The sequence below is a fragment of the Microbacterium cremeum genome (genome assembly GCF_015277855.1).
GTDB lineage: Bacteria > Actinomycetota > Actinomycetes > Actinomycetales > Microbacteriaceae > Microbacterium > Microbacterium cremeum.
The window spans coordinates 2832244-2854198 of the sequence record NZ_CP063812.1 but is presented as its reverse complement, the minus strand read 5'-3'; the positions used below and the strand labels follow the sequence as shown (position 1 = coordinate 2854198).

Below are 21955 nucleotides of genomic sequence, written 5' to 3'. Positions count from 1 at the left end.
GGGCGGTCATCCTGAGTACGGTACGCAGACGGCGAACCAGGAGGCGAGTTAGGCTCGCACAATGGCCTTGTTCTCGCGCCGACCCAAGAAGCCCGCCGACTCGGAGCCGACGGAGGCGCCGCAGGCCTCGAGCGGTCAGGCGGCTTCCGGGTCGACACCGGCCGAGACGACGACGGATGCCTCGACACCGGCCGAGACGGCGACGGATGCCTCGACACCGGCCGAGACGACGACGGATGCCGCGACACCGGCCGGCACGACCGCCGAAGCCGCGGGTGAGCCCACGCCATCGGAGGCTCCGGCCGCCGCGAGCTCCGCAGAGGCGGATGCCGCGGCATCCGTCTCGATCTCGGTCTCGTCGTTCGGGGGACTCGGAGCGACCCCCGCGCAGTCGGCTCCGCCGGCCCCGCCCCGCCTCGGAGCCCGCGCGGCGAACGAGGTCGCCCCGGCGCCGAGCGAGACGATCCCGGGACTGCGCGACAACGTGCTGCTGCGCGAAGCGCTCGCGCGCGTGCCGGACGGACCGCCGTCGCAGACTCTGCTCGACGTCGCGCGGCAGCTGCTGCAAGGGCACGTGTTCCTGCGGGTCAAGGGCGATGCGCGGACGCTTCTGTCGGAGGGCAAGGACCTGCCGCTCGCGGTCGCGACCGTGGGCGAGCGCACGTTCGGACTCGTGTACTCGAGCGGAGCCGCGCTGCAGGCGAGCCTGCGCGCCGACGGCGACGCCGACACCTCGGCCATGGCGCAGCCGGTCATGAGCGTGCTGCGGCACGTGCTCGCCTCGTCGTACGACGGCATCATCATCGACCCCGCGTCGGCTCCGGCGCGGGCCGTTCTTCCTCGTGAGCTGCTGCAGCGGCTCGTCGACCAGGCCGACACACAGCTCACCGTCAAGACGCTGCTCGTCGGAGAGCGCACGCCCGCGACCGCGGCCGCCGTCGCCGCGGCCCTCGTGCATACCAAGCTGTGGGTGGCCGTCGGGCAGGCCGAAGGCGGCGTGCCGGGGCTCGCCGAGGGGCGGCTCCCCGACGGGTCGCGCTACCTCGAGGTGTACTCGCACCCGCTCGAGGTGGCGGTGACCGGCAGGGGCGACAACGCCGCGCCGCTGACGGGCGCGCAGCTGGCGAAGGCGCTGATGACGGATGCCGGACTCAGCGGCGTCGTCGTCGACCCGGCCGGCCCGTGGATCCGGCTCACGCGCCAAGACCTCGCGCCGCTGCTCGCGCTCGTCGACTGAGGTCCGCGCGCCCGGTCGTCGGAGGTCCGCGGCCGCATGCTGCCCTCGCCGCCTTCTCGAGAAGCCGTCTTCTCGAAAACAGGTGATCTGGCGGAGGCAGGATGTTTGCGGAGGCTTTCGTCCTGCATCCGCCAGATCACCTGTTTTGGCGAAGGGCACGGTGCCCGAAGCGTCCTGGGGGTGCGCGGGCGACCTGTGGACGCACCGGCCGGTGAGTAAGGGGATGCCGGATGTCGCGGCATCCCGCTAGCGTCGGAGCATGGCGTCGGAGCGCATCACCCTCACCGTCCCCGGTCCGCACGGAGACCGCGAGGTCGGGGTCTCGAACCCCAACCGCGTGATCTGGCCCGAGGTGGGCATCACCAAGCACGAGCTGGCCGAGTACCTCATCTCGGTGAGCGAGCCGTTCCTCGCCGCCAACGGCGACCGGCCGGTGTCGCTCGAGCGCTTCCCGGAGGGCGTCGGAGGCGAGCGCTTCTACTCCAAGAACCCGCCCAAGGGTGCACCGGCGTTCGTCGAGTCGCAGACGGTGACGTACAACAGCGGGCGCCGGCATCCGCAGATCATCCTCACCGAGATCGCCGCCGCGGTGTGGGCGGTGCAGATGAACACGATCGTGTTCCACCCGTGGGCGTCGCTGACGGCGAACACCGACAACCCGGTCGAGCTGCGCATCGACCTCGATCCGCAGCCGGGCACGGACTTCGCGGATGCCGCGGCCGTCGCCCCCGCGATGCGCGACGTGCTGGCCGAGGCAGGGCTGACGGCGTTCCTCAAGACGAGCGGCAATCGCGGCATCCATGTGTTCTGCCCGATCGAGCCGCGGTGGGAGTTCCTCGACGTGCGCCACGCGGTGATCGCGGCGGGGCGCGAGCTCGAGCGCCGCCTGCCCGAGAAGGTCACCATGAACTGGTGGAAGGAGGAGCGCGGCGAGCGCATCTTCATCGACTTCAACCAGGCCAACCGCGACCGCACGATGGCGGGCGCCTACAGCCCGCGCGCGCTGCCGAGCGCGACCGTGTCGACGCCGCTCACGTGGGACGAGCTCGAAGCGGGGGTCGACCCCGCGACCTTCACCGTGCGCTCGGTGCCGCAGCGCCTCGCCGACGTCGGTGACCCGTGGGCCGACCTGCTCGCCAAGCCCGGGCGCATCGACACGCTGCTCGAGTGGTGGCAGCGGGATCTGGACGCGGGACTCGGCGAGCTGCCGTTCCCGCCGGACTTCCCGAAGATGCCCGGCGAGCCTCCGCGTGTGCAGCCGAGCCGCATCAACCCCGAGAACTGGCCGAAGGACGATGCCTGACGGTCCCGGCATCGTTGATCGGCTCACCGCGCGCCTGCTGAAGACACCATGGCTGATGCGGATGCCGATTCCGCTGTATCGCCACGGGTTCGGCTGGATCTTCGGCCCGCGCCTCATCATGATCGAGCACCTCGGGCGGGTTTCGCACGAGCCCCGGTACGTGGTGGTCGAGGTCGTCGAGCGTGAGCGCAACGTGATCCGGGTGGCATCGGGGTTCGGCGAGAAGTCGCAGTGGTACCGCAACCTGCGGGCGAACGAGGTCGCGTATCTGAGTACGGGGCGCGCCCGACGGGTGCGCGCGGACGTGCGCCTGCTCGACCGAACCGAGTCGAACGCCGTGCTGTCGCGCTACGCGGTGGCGCATCCGACGGCGTGGCGGCACCTCAGCGCGGCGATGGATGTCGCGGCGGGAGGTGACGCGCACCTCCCGATCGTCGAGTTCACGTCGCCCCGCCCGCACTGACCTCGCGGATCTACAGGCGTTTCGTCTCGCTTCGCTCGCTCAACGACCGGGGGCGCTGCGGATCTGCAGGCGTTTCGTCTCGCTTCGCTCGCTCAACGACCGGGGGGCGCTGCGGATCTGCAGGCGTTTCGTCTCGCTTCGCTCGCTCAACGACCGGGGGGCGCTGCGGATCTGCAGGCGTTTCGTCTCGCTTCGCTCGCTCAACGACCGGGGGCGCTGTTCGGTCGTTGAGCGACGGATCGCCGCCAAGGGACGAACGCGCGGCCTCAGACCAGGACGTCGGCGAGGTCGTAGGCGGCGACGACCTCGAGCTGCTCGTAGGTGCAGGAACGCGGGTCGCGGTCGGGCCGCCACCGCTCGAACTGCACGGTGTGGCGGAACCGCCACCCCTCGAGCTGGTCGTAGCGCACCTCGAGCACCCGCTCGGGCCGCAGCCGCACGAACGACGAGTCCGCCCGGCCGGCCTGGAACCGGGACTTCTCTCCCTCTCCGCGCACCGCCTCGCCCGAGGCGTCCCGTTCGACGAGCGGTGCCAGCTCGTCGATGAGCTCGAGCCGGCGTGCGTTGCTCCACGCGGCCACGCCGCCGACGGGGTACAGCGTGCCGTCCTCGCCGTACAGGCCGACCAACAGGGATCCGACGCCTTCGCCGGACTTGTGGATCCGATAGCCGAGAGCCACGACATCCGCCGTCCGTGCGTGCTTGATCTTGAACATCGTGCGCTTGCCCGGCGCGTAGGGCTGATCGAGCGGCTTGGCCACGACGCCGTCCAGGCCCGCCCCCTCGAACTCGGCCAGCCAGCGGCGTGCGAGATCGGGGTCGTCGGTGGTCCGCGTGACGTGGACCGGGTCGGGCACGTCTCGCAGCAGCTCGACGAGGGTCTCGCGCCGCGTCGCGAACGGCTCGTGCTGCAGGTCGCGGTCGCCGACGGCGAGCAGGTCGAACGCGATGAACATCGCCGGGGTCTGCTCGGCGAGCATGTCGACCCGGGATGCCGCGGGGTGGATGCGCTGCGACAGCGACTCCCAGTCGAGCCGGCGCCGGCCGTCGCGGTCGACGGGCACGACGATCTCGCCGTCGAGCAGGCACGGCTCGGGGAGGAGGCGCGCGAACGCCTCGACGAGCTCGGGGAAGTAGCGCGTCAGCGGCTTCGCGCCCCGTGACCCGATCTCGACCGCCTCGCCGTCCCACGAGACGAGCGCGCGGAAGCCGTCCCACTTGGGCTCGTAGCTGAGACTGCCCGGCACCTTGGCCACGTCGGGCACGTCGGGCACGGACTTGGCGAGCATCGGCGCGGGGATCTCGTACGGCATGGGCTCCATCCTGCCGCGCCCCACCGACGCCCGCGAGCCCCGGCATCCGGCGGCCTGTGGCTCGCCGACTGTGGCCCGCCGGCTTCCGCGAGTCCCGACATCCTTCGCCCAGTGGCTCGCCGACTGCGGGACCCGCCGGAGCCCGCGAGCCCCGGCATCCGTCGCCCAAAACAGGTGATCTGGCGAATGCAGGACGAAATGCCCCGGAACCTTCCTGTTCTCGCCAGATCACCTGTTCTCGGCAGGAAGGTGGAGACGGAGGGCGGAGGCGGGCGGAGGCGGGAGGCGGTGGGCGGAGGTGGCAGGGGCGAGGGGCGGGGTCCCCGGGGGCGCTGGGCGGAGGCTCCCGTGAGTCCCGGCATCCGTCGTCGCCCAGAACAGGTGATCTGGCGAATGCAGGACGAAATGCCCCGGAACCTTCCTGTTCTCGCCAGATCACCTGATTTCGGCAGGGAGGTGGAGGGGGGAGGCGGCGGGAGGCGGGGGCCGAGGCGGGCGGAGGCGGGAGGCGGTGGGCGGAGGTGGCAGGGGCGAGGGGCGGGGTCCCCGGGGGCGCTGGGCGGAGGCTCCCGTGAGTCCCGGCATCCGTCTCCGAGAACAGGTGATCTGGCGAATGCAGGACGAAATGCCCCGGAACCTTCCTGTTCTCGCCAGATCACCTGTTCTCGGCAGGGAGGTGGAGGCGGGAGGCGGGGGCCGAGGCGGGCGGCGGTGGCGGGCGGAGGCGGGAGGCGGGGGCCGAGGCGGGAGGCGGAGGCGGGAGGCGGAGGCGGCAGGGGCGAAGGGCGGGGTCCCCGCGAGCCGCGAGGCGGAGGCGCCCGCGCCCACCCTTCACGCAGATCGCGTGAACTCTGCCCGGGAGGCCCGCGGAGCATTGCCCGGCGGCATCCGTCGCACGAGACTGATCGTGGCCGCAGCACCCGACGAGAGGGAATCCCATGGCAGAGACCGACAACGACGGCGCAGACGAGCTCGCCGTCGACCTGGCAGTGGCGGAGATGATCCAAGCCGACGAAGAGCTGGGGCCCATCGACTACATCGTGGTCGAGTTCCCCGCGGGTCAGAGCACCTTCACGGGCGAGGCCGCCGAAGAGCTCGCCCTGCTCGTCGCCGGCGGCACCGTGCGCGTGCTCGACCTCGTGATCGTGCGCAAGAACGAAGACGGGTCGATCGAGGTCGACGAGTTCGACGACCTCGACGACCTGGGCCCGCTGGGCACGATCGAGGCGACGCTGGCCGAGGTGCTCGCCGAGGAGGACCTCGTGCACATCGCCGCGGCGATGGAGCCGGGCAGCACCGCCGGCTGGTGTGGGAGAACACGTGGGCGGCGCCGTTCGCCGTGGCGGTGCGCCGCAACGGCGGACAGCTCGTCGCTTCCGGCCGGATCCCGACCCAGGCGCTCATCGCGTCGATGTCGAACGAAGGAGAATGACATGCCCATCGGAATCGGACGCGTCGGACGCGTCGGAATGATCGGCCGCCCGGTCGCGCGCACCGCTGCGGTCGTCGGCACCGCGAAGGTCGTCTCGAACGGCATCGACCGCCGGCAGGACCGCCGGCAGGACCGGCGCGAGCGGCGGTTCTGAGCACACCGACCCGCCTCACGCGATGACGGATGCCGCGGCCCTGCGCCGCGGCCGGCCTCCACGCCCGTCCACCCAGCGCCCCACGCTGTGCGGAACGGACGTGGGGGCCTTCTCACATCTCGACAGGCACGCCGCGCCGCGCCGCGCCGCGCCGCTACGACTCGATCGGAAGCTTGGGTCGCGCCCACCGCGCGGGCAGCCCGGGGCCGTCCCACACCTGCACGGCGCCCCACGCGGCGGCCGCGATCGGCACGGCGAGCACCGCGCCGACGATGCCGCCGAGCACGGTGCCGATCGTCAGGGCGACGAGGATCACGAACGCGTGCAGCTTCATCGACCGGCCCATGAGGAACGGCTGCAGGAAGTTGCCCTCGAGCTGGTTCACGAGCACCACGACCCCGACGACGAAGAGCGCGTTGACCCAGCCGTTCGCGACCAGGGCGACGAGAGCTGCGACGATGCCGGCGAGCACCGCACCGACGATCGGGATGAAGGCGAGCAGGAACACCAGCACCGCGAGCGGGATCGCCAGCGGCACCTGCAGGATCAGCAGGCCGATGAGGATGCCGACCGCGTCGACCAGGGCGACCGTCGCTGTGCCTCGCACGTACGAGCCGAGCACCCCGACCGTCTTGTCGCCGATGCGGCGCGCCCGCACATAGTGCTCGCCGCGGAACGGCCGCAGCAGGAACTCCCACATCTGCGGTCCGTCCTTGAGGAAGAAGAACAGGATCGTCACCATCAGCACGAAGCCGGTGAAGAAGCTCGCGACCGCGCCGACGCCCGCGAGCGCCCCTGAACCGAACTGCGCGCTGGTCACGAAGTCGAGGGCGGTGTCGAGCCATTCGTCGAGCTGCGCCTGATCCGGCGCGAAGGGCAGCGTCTGCACCCACGCGATGACCGCCTGGACGCCCTCCACGGCCTGCGCGTAGAGCTCGTCCCATTGATCGCGCACCGCCCACACGATGAGCCAGCCGATGCCGGTGAGCAGCACCACGATCGCGAGCAGCGTGAGCACGGTCGCCAGCAGCGCGGGAACGCCGCGCCGCCGCATCCACCCCATCACCGGCGCGAACGCGCACGCGAGGATCAGCGCGATGACGAGGGGGATCGTGACGAGGGTGAGCTGTTGGATCGCGAAGATGATGCCCGCGACGACCGCGACCACGACGATGATCTGGATCGAACGGATGCCGAGCCGGCCGAATCCGTCGGCCCACAGGCTCCACGGGGGCCGGGTGGCCTTCGGCTCGACGTCGTGCGACTCCAGGCGCACCGTCTGCGGGTCGTTCCGGAACAGTCCCATGCGCCGAGGGTATCCGCGGCGTCCGCCTGCGGCAGGCGGGTTGCGCGCGAGTCCGTGCGTTCGCTACGCGAAAGCGCTCATGCCGGTGATGTCGCGGCCGATGAGCAGGGCCTGCACGCTCTCGGTGCCCTCGTAGGTGTGGATCGCCTCGATGTCGGCCATGTGCTGCATGACGCCGTTCTCGAGCAGGATTCCGTTGCCGCCGAGCAGGTCGCGCGCGATCGCGGCGATGCGGCGAGCGGCGCGCGTGTTGTGGTATTTCGCCAGCGACGCCTGGGTGGGGCGCAGCTCGCCCCGCGTCTCGAGGTCGGCCATGTGGCGGCAGTAGAGCTGCATCGCGGTGAGCTCCTCGAGCATCTGCGCGAGCCGCTCCTGCACCATCTGGAACTTCGCGAGAGGCTTGCCGAACTGCACGCGCTGCTGCGAATACGCCAGCGCCGCCTCGTAGCACGCAGTGGCGTGGCCGAGCGCCGACCACGCGACGCCGGAACGGGTCGAGTACAGCACGGTCGAGGCATCCTTGAAGCTCTTCGTGCCGGGCAGGACGGCATCGAGCGGCACGCGCACGCCGTCGAGGGCGATGTGGGCCTGATGGATGCCGCGCAGCGACGCCTTGCCGGCGATCACGGTGCCGGTGTACCCGGGCGTCTCCTGCTCGACGAGGAAGCACCGCACGGCGCCGTGGTGCTCGCTCTCGGGATCGTCGACGCGCGCCCACACGAACGTGATGCCGCCCGACGCGCCGTTGCCGATCCACTTCTTCGCGCCGTCGAGCACCCACTCGCCGCCGTCGCGGCGGGCCGTGGTCTCGAGCGAGACCGAGTCCGAGCCGTGGTCGGGCTCGGTGAGGGCGAAGGATGCCGGAACTTCGCCGCGCGCGACGGGCACGACCCACCGCTCCTGCTGCTCGGGACTGCCGAAGAGCGCGAGCGTGCGCAGCGCGAGTCCGCCCTGGACGGCGAGCACCGTGCCGAGCGAGCCGTCGCCGCGCGAGATCTCCATGTTCACCAGGCCCGCCGCCAGCGGGGAGAAGTGCGTGAGCGAGGGGTGGTCGATGCCGTCGTTGAAGAGGTCGAGCTCGCCGGCGCGCATCGCGAGATCGAGCGGGTAGTCGGCCGTGTCCCACGCGTCCTGCATGCGCGTGCCGACCTCGTCGATGTACGCCTGCGCGCGCTCCCACGCGTCGCGGTCGGCGGCGGGGATGTCGGCGAACACGGCGTAGTAGTCGGTGCCGAGGCGCGCGGTGACGTCGTAGCCGTCGACGCTCTGACCGGGGCGGGGCTGGAACTCGGTCACGATCGGACTCCTGACGCGCGGGTGACGGTGGTGCGGCATCCAGTCTAGTGGAACTGAATATCGCCGACCATAGGACTCAGTCCCATTGCTGGCCGCGGCGGCTCTCCGGCTCTGCGGCCCGCACGCTCATCTTGCCGGATCCGGAAATCGGAGTCCGAGGCGTTTTCCGGGCTCCCGCGCGGCGGCGGCTCCGGAAACAGTGCGATCCTCCGGTTTCCGGATCCGGCAAACCGAGCGGGACAGGCGCAAGAAGACGGCATGACGGATGCCGAGCACCGCGTGGTACGGTGGAAAACCGACCAGCCGGTATGTCGCGAGGAGGCGCCATGACCCACACCGACCGCAGCGGCCGTTTCGACGGCACGGTCACCCTCGTCACCGGAGCGAGCCGCGGCATCGGATTCGCCATCGCACAGCGCATCGTCGCCGAGGGCGGGTCGGTCGTCATCACCGGCCGCAAGCAGGAGGGGCTCGATGCCGCGCTGGCCGAGCTCGGCCCCGCAGCATCGGCCGTGGCAGGTCGCGCCGACGACCCCGAGCATCGCGAAGCGGTGTTCGCCCACGTCTCCGAACGCCACGGCCGGATCGACCACCTCGTCAACAACACCGGCATCAACCCGGCGTACGGGCCGCTCGCCGACGTCGAGGTGGAGGCTGCGCGGAAGATCCTCGAGGTCAATGTGCTCGCGGCGCTCGACTGGACCCGCAGCGCCGTCCGCGCGGGACTGTCGACGTCGGTCGTCAACATCGCCTCGGTCGCCGGGCTCGGCGCGAGTCCCGGCATCGGTCTGTACGGCATCTCGAAGGCCGCGCTCATCAACCTCACCGCACAGCTCGCGTACGAGCTCGCGCCGGGCATCCGCGTCAACGCCGTCGCCCCCGCCGTCGTCAAGACCGTGTTCGCCCGGGCGCTCTACGAGGGGCACGAGGAGGAGGCGTCCAGCGCCTATCCGCTGCGGCGCCTCGGCGAGCCCGCCGATGTCGCAGGACCTGTCGCGTTCCTGCTGTCGGACGACGCCGCGTGGATCACCGGCCAGACGCTGCCGATCGACGGCGGCGCCGGCATCCGTCCCCTGCTGTGACAGGGTGCACGTCGCGTTCGGGTGAAAGATGAAGGCATGAAGGATTCCCACGTCGCAGACGACGTCACCCGCGCCGCCGTCGAGCTGTTCGCCCGTCAGGGCTACGCCAACACCAGCGTGCAGCAGATCGTGGCCGCCGCCGGCGTCACCAAGGGCGCGATGTACCACTACTTCGAGTCGAAGGACGACCTGCTGTTCGGCATCTACGAACGGCTGCTCACCCTGCAGAAGGCGCACCTCGACGAGATCATCGCGCGCGGCGGCTCGGTCGACGACGTGCTGCGTGCGGTGTGCATCGACGTGCTCGAGACCTCGATCGACCACATGGAAGAGGGGGCGGTCTTCTTCCGCAGCCTCAACATGCTGTCGGCTCCGCGCCGGCAGGAGGTGACGCGCCGCCGCCGCGCCTACCACGACGAGTTCGCCGAGCTGATCGAGCGCGGGCAGGCCGAGGGTCGCTACCGCACCGACATCCCGGTCGCGATGCTGGTCGCGCACTTCTTCAGCGACGTGCACTACCTCTCGCACTGGTACTCGCCCGAGGGGCCCGAAGACAAGACGCTCGTCGCCGAACAGCTGACCGATCTATTCCTGACCAGTCTGAGGAGGACGGATGCCGCACACTGACGCCGAGGTGAGCCTCGGGCTCGACCAGGTTCCCGAGTCGATGCGCGCCTGGCGGGTGACCGCGCTCGGCGAGCCGGCCGACGCGCTCTCGCTCGACACGGTCCCCGTACCCGCACCCGCAGCCGGGGAGGTGCTCGTGAAGGTCGCCGCCGTCGCGGCGAACTTCCCGGACGTGCTGCTGTGCCGCGGCGAATACCAGGTCCGGCCCGACCTGCCGTTCACGCCCGGGATCGAGGTCGTCGGCACGGTCGTCGCACTCGGCGCCGGGGTGGAGGGGAGCGCGGGGGTCGAGGGGAGCGCGGGGCTCGCGGGGCTCGCGGTGGGGGCGCGTGTCGTCGGCTCCAAGATCGGCGTGCTGTCGGAGTACGCGGTGCTGCCGGCAGCCGACGTGTGGGCGGCCCCGGAGGCCTTGACGGATGCTGAAGCCTCAGGGCTGACGGTGGCGTACCAGACCGCGTGGTTCGGGCTTCACCGCCGAGCCGCGCTGCAGGCCGGCGAATGGCTGCTGGTGCATGCCGCGGCGGGCGGCGTGGGCCTTGCGGCCGTGCAGCTGGGGGTCGAGGCCGGCGCCCGCGTGATCGGCGTCGTCGGCTCTGCCGAGAAGGCCGCCGTCGCCCGCGAGGCGGGTGCCGAGGTGGTGCTCGTGCGCGGGACCGATGATCTGGTGGCGGGCGTCAAGACCGCGACCGGCGGGCACGGTGCCGACGTCGTGTTCGACCCGGTCGGCGGCGCCGCGTTCGAGGCGTCCACCAAGTGCGTCGCGTTCGAGGGCCGGATCGTGGTGGTCGGGTTCGCGGGCGGAACGATCCAGACGGTGCCCGCGGGGCACGTGCTGGTGAAGAACTACTCCGTGCTGGGCCTGCATTGGGGGCTGTACCCGCGCGTGCGCCCCGACCTCATCGGCGACGCCCGTGCCGAGCTGACCCGTCTCGCCGACGCCGGCGCGGTGCGGCCGGTCGTCGACCACACCGTTCCGTTCGAGCGTGCCCCCGAGGCGCTGACCGCGCTCGCCGCGGGCGGAACGGTCGGCCGCGTCGTCATCGAACTGGGCTCGTGAGCGGGTCCGACCTCGGCGGGCGGGTCGCGCTCGTCACGGGCGGAGCGCGCGGCATCGGCGCGGCATCGGTTCGCGCGCTGCACGACGCCGGGGCGCGCGTCGTCGTCGCCGACGTCGGCGACGACCGTGGCCGGGCGCTCGCCGACGAGCTCGGCGACCGCGCTCGGTTCGTGCATCTCGACGTGACCGACGAGAAGCAGTGGGATGCCGCGATCGCCGCCGCCGTCGACGCCTTCGGCGCCCTCGACGTGCTCGTCAACAACGCCGGCATCGCCAACGCCGCCCCGATCGAGCACCTGACGACCGCGAAGTGGGATGCCGCGATCGCGGTCAACCTCACCGGCGTCTTCTTCGGCTGCCGCGCCGTGGTGCCGCTCATGAAGCGGCAGGGCGGCGGCTCGATCATCAACATCTCGTCCGTCGACGGCATGCGCGGCAGCCCCGGGGTCCACGCGTACACGGCGTCGAAATGGGGCGTGCGCGGATTGACCAAGTCGCTCGCGGTCGAACTCGGGCCCTCCGGCATCCGGGTCAACTCGGTCCACCCGGGATTCGTGCGCACGCCCATGACGGCGCGGATCGACCCCCGACAACCTCGACATCCCGCTCGGGCGGGGTGGCACGCCCGCCGAGATCGCCGGCACCATCGTCTTCCTCGCCTCGGACGCCTCGTCGTTCACGAGCGGCGCGGAGTTCGTGGTCGACGGCGGCATGATCGCCGGCATCCCGCACAAGTAGCCGCGCGCCGGCCCGGGCCGGTCCGGGCGCTGGCCCGGCCTTCGGCCTTCGGCCCTCGGCCCGTGGCCCGTGGCCCGTGGCCCTCGGCCCTTGTCCGCGAGAGTGCACCTGGCGGACGAGGGTGAGGGAACCTCCCTTGCTCTCGTCCGTCAGCTGCACTCTCGGCGATCTCCGCGGGCCGAGAGGGTCGAGCGGGCCGACGCCCCTCGTCCGCGACCCCGGCCCCGGGCCACGAGGGCCCGCCCTCGCTCTCGGCCCGTGGCCGCACCGTCGTCGTCGCCCGTGTCGCGAGAGTGCACCTGGCGGACGAGGGTGAGGGAACCTCCCTACCTCTCGTCCGTCAGCTGCACTCTCGGCGATCCCAGCGATCCCAGCGATCCCAGCGATCCCAGCGATCCCAGCGATCCCAGCGCCCAGCGCGCCGAGCGCGCCGAGCGATCCCAGCGATCCCAGCGCGCCGAGCGCGCCGAGCGGGCCGAGCGGACCGAGGCTCGTGCAACAGGAACATACCGCCCGGTCGGTTTCTGATGTACAGTGGGCGCAACGACACGAAGAGGTGCCGATGAACGTAAGCTCCCCGACCGGCGAACGCGCTCCCGCGCGCCTCGAGGTCTCGCACCTGCGGGTCGCCTTCGGCGGCCTCACGGCGCTCGATGGCGTCTCGTTCGACGTCCGCCCCGGCGAGATCGTGGCGCTCATCGGACCCAACGGCGCCGGCAAGACGACCGTCTTCAACGCCGTGTGCGGGCTGGTGCGCCGCCGCGGCGATGTCCTGCTCGACGGCGTGCCCGCGCCCCGCCGCACCTCGGCGCTCACCGCGCGCGGCGTCTCGCGCACGCTGCAGGGCCTCGGGCTGTTCGCCGGGCTCACGGTCCGAGAGAACGTCGAGGTGCCGGTGGCCGGGCGCCTGGACGGCGCCGGCGTCGTCGAGGCCCGGCTCGAGGCGCTGCACCTCGCCCCACTCGCCGACCGTCCGGTCGCGGCGCTGTCGTACCCCGACCGCAAGCGCGTGGCGCTGGCCCGCGCGCTCGTCACCGAGCCCCGGCTGCTGATGCTCGACGAGCCGGCCGGAGGCCTCGGCGCCGACGACATCGCGGACCTCGGCGGAATCGTGCGCGGCGTCGCCGAGACCGGGTGTGCCGTGCTGATCGTGGAGCACCACGTGGACTTCATCATGGGCCTCGCCGACCGCATCGTGGTGCTCGACTTCGGACGCGTCATCGCGCGCGGCACGCCGGCCGAGGTGCGCACCGACCCGCGCGTCGAAGAGGCCTACCTCGGAGTGAAGGCGACCGCATGAGCACCGCTGCCACACGCCTCGAAGCGCCTACCCGTGACGGGGCGCTCGAGATCCGCGACCTGACCGTGGGCTACGGCGGCGCGCCCGTCCTCCACGGCGTGACCTTCGCGCTCGCACCCGGCGAAGTGGTCGCGCTGCTCGGAGCCAACGGCGCCGGCAAGACCACGCTGCTGCGGGCCCTCGCAGGACTCGGGCCCACGGCATCCGGGGTCATCGTCCTCGACGGCGACGACCTCACCGCGCTCCGCACCGAGGACCGCGCGCGCCGCGGCGTCGCGCTGGTGCCCGACGGGCAGAGCGTCGTCGCCGAGCTCACCGTCGACGAGAACCTGCGCCTCGGCGCCCTGTGGCGCCACCGCGGCCCCTCGCGCGAGCGCGCGATCGCCGGCATCTACGAGCTCTTCGAGCCGCTCGCCCGACGCCGCACCAGCGCGGGGCACCAGCTGTCGGGCGGGGAGCGTCAGATGCTCGCGCTCGGCCGTGCGCTCATCGCCGAGCCGATCCTGCTCGCGCTCGACGAGCCGTCGCTGGGCCTCGCACCGCTGGTGGTCGCGCAGCTCATGGGCACCCTCCGCGACGCCGCCGCCGACCGCGGGCTCACGGTGCTGCTCGCCGAGCAGAACGTCACGAGCGCGCTGTCGATCGCCGACCGCGGTGTCGTGCTCGACCTCGGACGCGTGGTGGCGGATGCCCCGGCCGCCGCCCTCGCCGCCGACGAGACCCTCCGCCACGCCTATCTGGGATTCTGATGGACCGACTGCTCTTCCTCCTGGCCACCGGGCTCGCGCGCGGCGCGATCTTCGCCCTGTTCGCGCTGTCGCTCGTGCTGATCTGGCGCGCCGCGCGCATCGTCAACTTCGCGCAGGGCGCCATGGCACTCGTGGCCACCTACGTCGCCTTCGCGGTCACCGGCCTCACCGGCTCCTACTGGGCGGGCCTGGCCGCCGGCCTCCTCGCCGGCGCGGCGCTCGGATTCGCCGTCGAGCGCGGAGTCATGCGGCACGCCCCGCACACCAGTCCGCTGTCGGGCGTCATCGTGGCGATCGGCCTGGTGATGGTGCTGCAGTCCCTGCTCGGCATCCTGTTCGGCCCGCAGTACCGGCCCGTGCGTGCGCCGTTCGACGACAGCCCCATCGTCGTCGCGGGCGTGCCCCTGCTCTCGCCCTACGACGTGTTCGTCCTGGTCGTCGCGCTGCTCGTGATGTGCGGGCTCGCGGTGCTGTTCACCCGCACCTCGCTCGGCCTGCAGCTGCGGGCATCCGCGTTCGCCCCGGAGGTGTCACGGGTGCTCGGCGTGCGGGTGAACCGCATGGTGACGATCGGATGGATGCTGTCGGCCGCGGTCGCCGCGCTCGCCGCGATGCTGCTCGTGCCGACCGAGCTCGGCCTCAACCCGCACGCGACCGACATGCTCTTCGTCTACGCCTTCGCCGTCGCGGTCGTCGGCGGACTGGACTCCCCGGTCGGCGCGCTGCTGGGCGGCCTCGTCGTCGGCGTCGCGATGACGCTCGTCACCGGCTATCTCGGCGCGACGGTGGCCCCCATCGGCGTGCTGGTGCTGCTGGTCGCGGTGCTGCTCCTCCGCCCGGGCGGGATCTTCTCGATGCGAGAGGCGCGGACGGCATGACCAGGCTGCTTCCGCGGCTCCGCGGCATCCCTCGCACCGTCGTCTTCGGCGCGGCGCTCACGATCCTCGCCCTCGCCGGGACATTCCTGCTCGACCCGTACCGCAATTTCCAGCTCGCGTCGGTCGCGGCGTACTTCTGCGCCGCCGCGGGCCTCACCGTCCTCATCGGTCACAGCGGGCAGCTCTCGCTCGGCCAAGCCGCGCTCATGGCCGCCGGCGGTTACGGCTACGCGCTCACGGCGAATGCGATGACGGATGCCGGGATCGACGGCATCCCTCGCTTCCTGGCCGGCATGCTCGGGGCGGTCGCCGCGTCGGGCGCGCTCGGATGGCTGCTCGGGCTCGCGGCGGCGCGGCTGCGGGGGCCGTACCTCGCCGGCGTCACGCTGGCCCTGGTCATCGCCGTCCCGGCCGTGGCGGCGGTCTTCTCGGGCGTCCTGCGCGGAGACCAGGGCCTGCAGATCGCGTACGACGGCGTTCCGCCGGTGCTCGAGCGGCTCATCGCCGTCGAACAGTGGCAGGCGTGGGTCGCGATCGTCGTGACCGGCATCGTCGTCACGACGCTCGTGGCGCTCTCGCGCGGACGCCTCGGGCTGCGCATGCGGGCCGCGCGCGACGACGAGACCGCCGCGCGCCTGAGCGGCGTGCCCGCCGGGCGCGTGAAGGTCACCGCGTTCGGTGTCAGTTCGGTCGCCGCGGGCGCGGGCGGCGCCGTGCTCTGCTTCGTGACCCAGTCGGTGAGCCCCGGCGCGTACACGCTCGCGTTCTCGCTTCTGCTCGTCGTCGCCGTCGTGCTCGGCGGGCTCGGCAGCATCGGCGGCGCGGCGATCGGGGCGGCGCTCATCGTGCTGCTGCCGTGGTTGCTGTCGACCGTGGTGTCGGCGATCCCGCTGCCGACGGAGGTCGAGCAGCGGCTGTCGGGCAACCTCGCCGTGCTCGTCTTCGGAGCACTGCTCATCGTCGTCATGCTCGCGTGGCCCGGCGGGCTCGCGAGCCTGCGCCGCCCTCGCCGCCCTCGCCGCCGCGCGCCGGGGACCGGCAGCCCGCCGTCGCCCGGTGGTCCGGCGTCCGCGGCCCCGGAGCACGCCGAGCCGGCGCCGTCGACCGGGTCGCGGCATCCCGAATCCGTCCTCACACCCGCACCACCCCCACCACCGAGAAAGAGGTGACCATGTCACAGCACACCCTCACGCGCCGCGTCGCGGCGCTGGCCGGCGCATCCGCCGTCCTCGTCGCGCTCGCGGGGTGCAGCACGCCCGCCGCGACCGGCGACGACCCGGCCGAGGCAGCTCCCGGCGTCAGCGACGACACCGTGACGATCGGCGCGCACACGCCGCTGACCGGACCGGCCGCCGCCGGCTACTCGTCGATCTCGGCCGCCGCCACGGCGTACTTCGACTACCTCAACGATCAGGGCGGTGTGCACGGCCGGTCCATCGAGTACCTCGTGAAGGACGACGGCTACAACCCGGCGACGACGCAGACCGTGGTGCGCGAGCTCGTGCAGGAGGACGAGGTGTTCGCGATCGTCAACGGCCTGGGAACCCCGACACACACCGCCGTGCTCGACTACCTCAACCAGAACGAGGTGCCCGACCTGTTCGTCGCCTCGGGCTCGACCAGCTGGAACCAGCCCGAGAAGTATCCGTTCACCTTCGGATTCAACGCCGACTACATCGTCGAGGGCGCCGCGCTCGCGCAGTACGCCGCGGACGAGTACCCGGACAAGAAGGTGTGCCTGCTCGGTCAGGACGACGACTTCGGCGACGAGATGATCGAAGGCGCCCAGCTCGCGCTCGGCGAAGACGGGCTCACGCACATCGAGCGCTACTCGGTGTCGAACCAGGACGTCGCGGCGCAGATCGGCGCCCTCAAGGCCGCGGGCTGCGAGATCAACATCCTCGCCACGATCAACGGCTTCACCGCGCTGGCGGTCGGCACCGCGGCGCAGCTCGGCTGGTTCCCGATGTGGTTCTCGTCGTCGTCCGGCGCCGACTATCCGACGCTCGTCGGATACCTCGGCGAGGACCTCGGTCCCAAGCTCCTGCAGGGACTCGTCGGCACGAACTACCTGCCGTCGGCGGGTGGCGACTCCGAGTGGGTCGCGCTCTTCCAGCAGATCAACGAGGAGTACAACGACGGGGCGCCGTTCGACGGCAACACGATCTACGGCATGAGCGTCGCGTACCTCTTCGCCGAGGCTCTCGAAGCGGCCGGCGAGAACCCGACACGCGCATCGCTGATCGAAGCGGTGCAGTCCGGCGATCTCGCGGGCAACGGCATCCTCCCGCTGTCGTTCGCGGACGACAGCCACGCCGCCTATCTCGGCGTCGGCATCACCGCCGTCGACCAGGGCGTGCAGGACTACGTCGGCGCGACGTACGCGGTCGAGGGCGGCAGCGTGACCGCCGTCGAGCCCGCGCCGGTCGCGCTGTCGGGCGAGGGTGTGCCGGGCTCCTGACCCGGACGGCAGAAGGCCCGGACTCCCTCGCGGGGGTCCGGGCCTTCCGCGTGCTGGGCTCCTGACCCGCAGCCCGGGCTGCCATGAGAGCCCGCGCATTCGCGTGCGCGCCCGGCCCTGAGTGGGCCGGGCGCTGTCGCAGGAGTGGACGGGTCGGGCCGACGACCATTCGCCGGATCCGAAGATCGGACTTTCACGCGCTTTCCGGAGCAGTGGGTGCGAAGAACTCCGGAAACCGTCGACAAGTCCGAATTCCGGAGCCTCAGGACCAGGTCCGCGGACGACGGATGCCTCGCACCGCGGTGGTGTGAGGCATCCGTCGTCCGCTCAGTGCACCGGGGTGAACTGAGCGACGAGTTCGCGCTTGAGCACCTTGCCGCTCGCGCCGAGCGGGAGCGCGGGCATGACGTGCACGATGCGCGGGTACTTGTATGCCGCGATCCGCTCGCGCGCGAAGGCCACGACCTCGTCGGCGTCGAGCGCGACCCCCTCGTGCGCCACGACGGCCGCGTGCACCTCCTGCCCGCGCACGTCGTCGGCGACGCCGAACACCGCGGCCATCGCGATTCCCGGGTGCCGCGCGAGCACGGCCTCGACCTCGGTCGGGTACACGTTGTAGCCCGAGCGCACGATCATGTCCTTCTTGCGGTCGACGATCGTGAGGACGCCCCCGTCGTACGTGCCGAGGTCGCCGGTGCGGAACCAGCCGTCGACGACGGCGGCGGCCGAGGCATCCTCCCGCCCGAGGTATCCCTTGAAGAGGTTGTGGCCGCGCACGACCACCTCGCCGAGCGCGCCCGGCGCGTCGAGCAGCTCGATGCGATCCTCGACCTCGGGATCGGCGATCGCGACGTCGACGCCCCACATCGTGCGTCCGACGGTGCCCGGGCGGATCGGCTCGTGCAGCGGGTTCGATGACACCGTCGGCGCGGTCTCGGTGAGCCCGTACCCCTCGTGCACGTCGGCGCCGAACGACTCGCGGAACCCCTCGAGCACTGCGACGGGCAGTGCCGCCCCGCCCGAGACCGCGTACCGCAACGGCGGGCGGGCGTCCGAGCGGCGGGCGGCCTCCAGCATCCCGACGTACATCGTCGGCACCGCCGTGAACACCGTCGCCTCGTGCCCGGCCATCAGCGCGAGGGCCTGGTCGGGGTCGAAGCGGGGGAGGAGGATGACGGATGCCCCGACCCGCAGCGCGATGTTCATCACCGCGGTCTGCCCGAACGTGTGGAACAGCGGCAGCCCGCCGAAGACCACGTCGTCGGCGCGCAGGTCGAACGCGTCGATGAGCGTCGCGTGCACCTGTTCGACGATCGACAGGTGCGACCCGACCGCACCCTTGGGCATGCCGGTCGTGCCGCTCGTGTAGAGGATGGTCGCGGCATCCAGCGGATTCACCGGCTCGTGGCGGGGGATCGGGGTCGCCGTCGCGGCCTCGAGCTCGAGCCGGGGCAGGTCGACGCCGGCGTCGGCGGGCAGCAGCACGGTCACCAGCGGCACGCCCGCCTGGCCGGCGGCCGGAGTCGCCTCGCCCAGCAGCGGTGCGGCCGCCACGAGCAGGTCGGCGCCGGAGTCGCGCAGCACATAGGCGATCTCGTCGGCCTTGAGCAGCAGGTGGATCGGCACGACGACCGCGCCGAGCGACAGCGTGGCGTAGTACACGCGCGCGAAATCCGGGACGTTCGGGACGAGCATCGCGACGCGGCTGCCGCGGCCGATGCCTCGGGCGCGCAATGCGCCGGCATACGCACGGGTCTGGTCCCACAGGTCGCGGTAGGTGGTGGTCGTGCCGGCGAAGTGGAACGCGGTGCGCTCCGCGTGCCGCACGGCCGACTCGGCGAGGATGCTCGCGACCGACAGCGTCGCGAAGCCGGGCCCGTCGATCGCGGGGTCGTTCGGGTGGGTGGTCATCGTTCGTCTCCTTCGACGTCGAGGGAAGTGGTGACGGATGCCGCGGCATCCGTCGTCGTCAGGTGCGAAGCTGCGCGCGGCCGAGGCCGGCGAGGTGCACCTCGTCGGGGCCGTCGGCGATCCGCAGCGAGCGGACACCGGCGTACAGCTCGGCGAGGGGCGTGTCGGATGAGACCCCGGCGCCGCCGTGGAGCTGGATCGCGCGGTCGACGATCTGCTGGACGGCGCGGGGAACAGCGATCTTGATCGCCTGGATCTCGGTCATCGCGTGCTTGTTGCCGACGGTGTCCATGAGCCAGGCGGTCTTCAGCACGAGCAGGCGGAGCGCCTCGAGCTGGATGCGGGCCTCGGCGATCCACTCGCGCACGACGCCTTGCTCGGCCAGCGAGCGCCCGAACGCCTGGCGCTCGCCCGCCCGCGACACCATCAGCGCGAGCGCGCGCTCGCCCATGCCGAGCGCGCGCATGCAGTGGTGGATGCGGCCGGGTCCGAGGCGCGCCTGCGCGATCGTGAAGCCGTCGCCCTCGCCGGCGATGAGGTGATCGGCGGGCACGCGGACGTCGTCGAACGCGATCTCGGCGTGGCCCCCGTGGTCGCGGTCGTCGTAGCCGAACACGGTGAGCGCCCGCACGATGCGCACGCCCGGCGTCTCGCGCGGAACCAGGATCATCGACTGCTGACGGTGGCGTGCGGCATCCGGATCGGTCTTTCCCATCACGATGAAGACCGCGGCGTCGGGGTTCATCGCGCCCGTCGACCACCACTTGCGGCCGGTGATGACGTAGTGGTCGCCGTCGCGGCGGATGCGGGTGCCGATGTTCGTCGCGTCGGACGAGGCGACCTCGGGCTCGGTCATGCAGAACGCCGAGCGGATACGGGCCTCGAGCAGCGGCCCGAGCCAGCGCTCCTTCTGCTCGGGCGTGCCGAAGTCGTTCAGCACCTCCATGTTGCCGGTGTCGGGGGCCGCGCAGTTGAAGGCGGCGGGGGCGAGGCGCGGGCTCCATCCGGTGACCTCGGCGACCGGCGCGTACTGCAGGTTCGTCAGGCCGGCCCCGCCGGGCGCGCCGGGCGCGCCGGGCCCTCCGGGCCCGCCGTGCCCGCCGGGCCCGCTCGGCCCGCCGGGGAGGAAGAGGTTCCACAGGCCCTGCTCCCGCGCCTTCTGCTGCAGGTCGCGCACGACCGGACGTACCGTCCACTCGCCGGGCGTCGCCGCGAGCTGTTCGTCGAGCAGCGGTTCGGCGGGCAGCACGTGCTCGTCGAGGAACGCGCGGGCGCGTTCGGTGACAGCGCGGGCCGTGGCGTCGGGAGCGAAATCCATCAGTGCACCTCCTGTGTGCGAGGGCCGGCCGCGAGGGTCGCGAGTCCTGACCGGGCGAGCGGTTCGACCAGCGCGCCCATGCGGTCGAACCCCTCGCCGACCGTGGCGCCCGCCTGGAAGCGGTAGTGGATGCCCTCGAGGATCACGGCGAGCTTGTACGCGGCGAAGGCCCGGTACCAGCGCAGGTCGGGAACGCCGATGCCGCCGCGTTCGGCGTACGCGTCGACGAGCTCGGCGAACGCGGGATAGCCGGCCGCGGGATCGACGGAGCTCGGCACGACCCCCGACCCTCCCGGAAGATCGGCGATGTCCCAGTACATGCCGAGCATGCCCACGTCCACGAGCGGGTCGCCGAGGGTCGCCATCTCCCAGTCGAGGATCGCCGAGATGCGAGGCTCTTCGGCGGTGCCGACGACGAGCGCGTTGTCGAGCCGATAGTCGCCGTGCACGATGCCGGTGCGTGCCGTGCGCGGGACCTCGGCGCCGAGCCCGGCCTCCAGGGCGTCGAGCTTCGGCATCGGGCGTGACCGCGAGGCATCCAGCTGCCGCCGCCACGTGCTCAGTTGCCGTTCCAGGTAGCCGTCGGGGCGGCCGAAGTCGCCGAGGCCGACGGATGCCGGATCCACTGCGTGCAGGTCGGCGAGGTGTCGCGCGAGATCGAGGCTGAGACGCCTGAGGCCCGCGGGGGAGTAGTCGGCGTTCTGCTCGCGCTTCACCAGCACGCGGCCCGGGGACCGCTCCATGACGAAGAACACGGTCCCTGTGACGCGGGCGGCATCGGTGTCGTCGACGACGTCGATCGCCGTGGGCACCGGCACGCCCGAGCCCGCGAGAGTCGAGATCACCCGATGCTCGCGCCGCATGTCGTGGGCGCTCGAGAGCACGTGCCCGAGCGGGGGGCGCCGGAGGATGAGCGGCACGCGCGCACCGTCGACGGCATAGGTGAGGTTGCTGCGCCCGCCCGCGATGACGGATGCCGTCAGCTCACCTGCCGTCGCCAGCTCCGGGTGCGCGGCGTCCAGCCATGCGGCGAACCCCGCCGTGTCCAGTCCCGGAACTCCGGTCATCCTCGACCCCTCTCTGCCCCCGCCCTCGGGGTTCTCGCCGTGCCTCCGCGAGGTTCAGAGCTCCAGCATACCGGATGGTCGGTTTGTGCGGTGATTCGCGGGCGTCGGCGCGTTCTCCGGTTCTCGGATCCGGAAATCGGAGGATCGCGGTGTTTCCGGACCGCGGGCGTTCGTGCACTCCGGAAAGCGTGGCGAAGTCCGGTTTCCGGATCCGAAGTTCGGGACCGGGCGGGAGGGCCGCTCCGGGTGCGAGGTGCGGGGCC

General features: G+C 72.0%; 19 protein-coding genes. 13 read left to right on the top strand and 6 right to left on the bottom strand.

Going from position 1 to position 21955, the window contains the following annotated elements; translation table 11 throughout:
* The first annotated feature begins 61 nt into the window (after positions 1–61).
* The 3 genes from IM778_RS12950 (at position 62) to IM778_RS12940 (ending at position 3003) form a co-directional block, all read left to right on the top strand.
* Positions 62–1237, top strand: a complete 1176-nt coding sequence (locus tag IM778_RS12950; protein ID WP_194409272.1) for an SseB family protein — start codon at positions 62–64, stop codon at positions 1235–1237.
* Positions 1238–1496: 259 nt separating this feature from the next.
* On the top strand, positions 1497–2540 hold the full coding sequence (gene ligD, locus IM778_RS12945; protein WP_194409271.1) for a non-homologous end-joining DNA ligase: 1044 nt from the start codon (positions 1497–1499) through the stop codon (positions 2538–2540).
* Positions 2533–3003: a nitroreductase family deazaflavin-dependent oxidoreductase gene (locus IM778_RS12940; RefSeq protein WP_194409270.1), complete on the top strand. Its 471-nt coding sequence runs from the start codon at positions 2533–2535 to the stop codon at positions 3001–3003. The genes ligD and IM778_RS12940 overlap by 8 nt, the downstream gene beginning before the upstream one ends.
* 266 nt (positions 3004–3269) lie before the next feature.
* Here the strand turns inward: IM778_RS12940 and IM778_RS12935 are convergent, their stop codons facing one another.
* The gene (locus IM778_RS12935) at positions 3270–4316 is read right to left on the bottom strand and encodes an ATP-dependent DNA ligase (protein WP_194409269.1); all 1047 of its coding nucleotides are present in this window, start codon (positions 4314–4316) and stop codon (positions 3270–3272) included.
* 938 nt (positions 4317–5254) lie between these two features.
* On the opposite strand from IM778_RS12935, the gene IM778_RS12930 reads away from it, so the two are divergent.
* Positions 5255–5902, top strand: a complete 648-nt coding sequence (locus IM778_RS12930; protein ID WP_228484543.1) for a DUF6325 family protein — start codon at positions 5255–5257, stop codon at positions 5900–5902.
* Positions 5903–6056: 154 nt separating this feature from the next.
* On the opposite strand, the gene IM778_RS12920 is transcribed toward IM778_RS12930, so the two are convergent.
* The gene (locus tag IM778_RS12920) at positions 6057–7208 is read right to left on the bottom strand and encodes an AI-2E family transporter (RefSeq protein WP_194409267.1); all 1152 of its coding nucleotides are present in this window, start codon (positions 7206–7208) and stop codon (positions 6057–6059) included.
* Between the two features lie 63 nt (positions 7209–7271).
* A complete protein-coding gene (locus tag IM778_RS12915) occupies positions 7272–8504 on the bottom strand; it encodes an acyl-CoA dehydrogenase family protein (protein WP_194409266.1) in 1233 nt (410 codons plus the stop codon).
* 326 nt (positions 8505–8830) lie between these two features.
* On the opposite strand from IM778_RS12915, the gene IM778_RS12910 reads away from it, so the two are divergent.
* The 9 genes from IM778_RS12910 to IM778_RS12870 all read left to right on the top strand — a co-directional run bounded on the left by IM778_RS12910 (position 8831) and on the right by IM778_RS12870 (position 17396).
* Positions 8831–9586, top strand: coding sequence for an SDR family oxidoreductase (locus IM778_RS12910; protein WP_194409265.1), 756 nt, complete (start codon positions 8831–8833; stop codon positions 9584–9586).
* 36 nt (positions 9587–9622) lie between these two features.
* Positions 9623–10213, top strand: coding sequence for a TetR/AcrR family transcriptional regulator (locus tag IM778_RS12905; protein WP_194409264.1), 591 nt, complete (start codon positions 9623–9625; stop codon positions 10211–10213).
* A complete protein-coding gene (locus tag IM778_RS12900; protein ID WP_228484542.1) occupies positions 10200–11270 on the top strand; it encodes an NADPH:quinone oxidoreductase family protein in 1071 nt (356 codons plus the stop codon). Before IM778_RS12905 ends, IM778_RS12900 begins: the two co-directional genes overlap by 14 nt.
* On the top strand, positions 11267–12133 hold the full coding sequence (locus IM778_RS18020) for an SDR family NAD(P)-dependent oxidoreductase (protein ID WP_337905412.1): 867 nt from the start codon (positions 11267–11269) through the stop codon (positions 12131–12133). The genes IM778_RS12900 and IM778_RS18020 overlap by 4 nt, the downstream gene beginning before the upstream one ends.
* 437 nt (positions 12134–12570) lie before the next feature.
* Positions 12571–13308 (top strand): ABC transporter ATP-binding protein, encoded by a 738-nt coding sequence (locus IM778_RS12890; protein WP_194409263.1) that lies wholly within the window; start codon positions 12571–12573, stop codon positions 13306–13308.
* Positions 13305–14057, top strand: coding sequence for an ABC transporter ATP-binding protein (locus IM778_RS12885; RefSeq protein ID WP_194409262.1), 753 nt, complete (start codon positions 13305–13307; stop codon positions 14055–14057). The genes IM778_RS12890 and IM778_RS12885 overlap by 4 nt, the downstream gene beginning before the upstream one ends.
* Positions 14057–14935, top strand: a complete 879-nt coding sequence (locus tag IM778_RS12880; RefSeq protein WP_194409261.1) for a branched-chain amino acid ABC transporter permease — start codon at positions 14057–14059, stop codon at positions 14933–14935. The genes IM778_RS12885 and IM778_RS12880 overlap by 1 nt, the downstream gene beginning before the upstream one ends.
* Positions 14932–16104 (top strand): branched-chain amino acid ABC transporter permease, encoded by a 1173-nt coding sequence (locus tag IM778_RS12875; protein WP_194409260.1) that lies wholly within the window; start codon positions 14932–14934, stop codon positions 16102–16104. Before IM778_RS12880 ends, IM778_RS12875 begins: the two co-directional genes overlap by 4 nt.
* A 2-nt stretch (positions 16105–16106) precedes the next feature.
* A complete protein-coding gene (locus tag IM778_RS12870; protein ID WP_194409259.1) occupies positions 16107–17396 on the top strand; it encodes an ABC transporter substrate-binding protein in 1290 nt (429 codons plus the stop codon).
* A 327-nt stretch (positions 17397–17723) separates the two neighbouring features.
* Here the strand turns inward: IM778_RS12870 and IM778_RS12865 are convergent, their stop codons facing one another.
* Genes IM778_RS12865 through IM778_RS12855 form a run of 3 tightly spaced genes read right to left on the bottom strand, consistent with a single transcriptional unit; the run spans position 17724 to position 21692 of the window.
* A complete protein-coding gene (locus IM778_RS12865; protein WP_194409258.1) occupies positions 17724–19307 on the bottom strand; it encodes a long-chain-fatty-acid--CoA ligase in 1584 nt (527 codons plus the stop codon).
* A gap of 58 nt (positions 19308–19365) precedes the next feature.
* A complete protein-coding gene (locus IM778_RS12860) occupies positions 19366–20625 on the bottom strand; it encodes an acyl-CoA dehydrogenase family protein (protein WP_194409257.1) in 1260 nt (419 codons plus the stop codon).
* A complete protein-coding gene (locus tag IM778_RS12855) occupies positions 20625–21692 on the bottom strand; it encodes a phosphotransferase family protein (RefSeq protein WP_194409256.1) in 1068 nt (355 codons plus the stop codon). Before IM778_RS12855 ends, IM778_RS12860 begins: the two co-directional genes overlap by 1 nt.
* Between the last annotated feature and the right edge of the window lie 263 nt (positions 21693–21955).